This window comes from Shewanella sp. Sh95 (assembly GCF_001308045.1).
Classification (GTDB): Bacteria; Pseudomonadota; Gammaproteobacteria; order Enterobacterales; family Shewanellaceae; genus Shewanella; species Shewanella xiamenensis.
In genome coordinates, this window is the sequence record NZ_LGYY01000229.1 from 1 (window position 1) to 1,712 (window position 1,712).

The 1,712-nt window shown below is 41.9% G+C and carries 2 protein-coding genes; both read left to right on the forward strand.

All coding sequences use genetic code 11. The annotated features are described in order from the left end of the window. The first annotated feature begins 86 nt into the window (after nt 1-86). On the forward strand, nt 87-1,244 hold the full coding sequence (locus AEA42_RS16680) for a flavocytochrome c (protein WP_231640412.1): 1,158 nt from the start codon (nt 87-89) through the stop codon (nt 1,242-1,244). 129 nt (nt 1,245-1,373) lie between these two features. Continuing rightward, nucleotides 1,374-1,592: a cytochrome c3 family protein gene (locus AEA42_RS22970; RefSeq protein WP_231640413.1), complete on the forward strand. Its 219-nt coding sequence runs from the start codon at nt 1,374-1,376 to the stop codon at nt 1,590-1,592. The last annotated feature ends 120 nt before the right edge of the window (nt 1,593-1,712 follow it).

Sequence of the window (1,712 nt, forward strand, 5' to 3'; positions counted from 1 at the left end):
GGAGGTACTCAGGCGGCCTGATTATCAAATCACGGAGAAAGAATTGCTGGCGGCCTGGGTATTATTCGCCAATCAGTTGCTCAAATATGGCTATGCTATGGCTGATTTATGAGGGGATCCTTCAGCACAAAGCCTACGATATGCTGATGGAATGTGGCGTAAAGTTTCAAGACAAGGTAATTCGTCTCGGTGGGCATAGTGCTCCACGTGCACATTTACCCGAAAGTGCATCCGGTGGTGGCATTGTCGTTCCTATGCATAACTACCTTCGTAAGGCTGGGATCATATTTCAAAATAGAACGAATGTTGAAGAAGTCATTCGTGGCGACAGTGGTGTGACAGGTATTGTCGTCAGTGAAAAATACGATTTTAAGAGTGGTTCCAATAGAGGTCAATTCGCTTATAAGGCTAAAAAAGGGGTAATTGTTGCTTCTGGTGGATGGGGACAAGATCACCAGTTTATTAAAACAACAATGCCTGCATATCAGGAACTTGAAAGCACTGCTCAGCCTGGCGCTTCAGCAACCATGATTAAGTCATTATTGTCTATTCGAGCCCTGCCGGTAATGTTAGACATGTACCAGTTAGGTCCTTGGGCTACACCAGATGAGAAGGGCGCAGGCCCTGCGAGTTTCTTTGCGGATTATGCTTTTGCAGAAGGTATCGCAATTGACCCTAAAACTGGCGCGAGATTCATGAATGAATTAGCAGACCGTCGAACTCGTGCGGATGCGCAGTTGGCAGTATTGGCCTCAGGTACGAAAGAAAAACCTAATATGCCATTTGTATTTTGTGGTGAAGCAACGGCAAATCATGCTGAAGGTTTTAAAGCGGCTTACCGTGATGGTGCAATTAAAAAGTCAGAAACGCTTGATGAATTAGCTAAACGTTATGATGTTGATATTGATGCATTAAAAAATTCAGTAAATGAATGGAATGAGATTGTTCAAGGTAAAGCAAAAGATCCGTTTAATAAGCCTTTAGATGAGAAAACAATTTTAAAACCTCCATTTTATTCAATCCGATTGTCACCCAAGTTACATTATTGCATGGGGGGGGTTGCTATTACACCTAATGCAGAGGTTATTGATTCTAACACTTGTGAACCAATTTCAGGCTTATTTGCTGCTGGTGAAGTTACTGGTGGTACACATGGAATGGACCGATTAGGCGGTTGCTCTTCTATTGATGGTCTCGTGTTTGGACAAATTGCAGGAAATCAAGCTGCGATTAGAAAAGTGTAATAGGTGATAATGATGAAATATATACATAAATTAGGTTTGGTTAGTGCTTTATTAATGACATCTTTATCAGCCTACACAACGGAGAATACTTTAAGTGGAGTCCCCATTAAAGAACATCATTTTAAGTTGATGGGAAAAGGTGGCAGTTGTAAAACATGTCACGGTAGCGGTATCCCGAATGAAAGACCAGATTCAAGTTTTTGTATTCGATGCCATGGTACAATGGACGAAATTCCAACGAAAGAAAATAAATACGATAAATTACCCCATGACTCTGCTCACTATCGGAATACATTGGAGTGTACAGCTTGTCATTCAGAGCATAAACCATCACATGCTATATGCTGAAGGATCCCCTCATAAATCAGCCATAGCATAGCCATATTTGAGCAACTGATTGGCGAATAATACCCAGGCCGCCAGCAATTCTTTCTCCGTGATTTGATAATCAGGCCGCCTGAGTACCTC

What these genes read in the sequence shown, in the direction of transcription:
- AEA42_RS16680 (WP_231640412.1), top strand. Translation starts at nt 87, where the DNA reads ATGGCTATGCTATGGCTGATTTATGAGGGGATCCTTCAGCACAAAGCC.
- AEA42_RS22970 (WP_231640413.1), top strand. Translation starts at nt 1,374, where the DNA reads ATGGGAAAAGGTGGCAGTTGTAAAACATGTCACGGTAGCGGTATCCCG.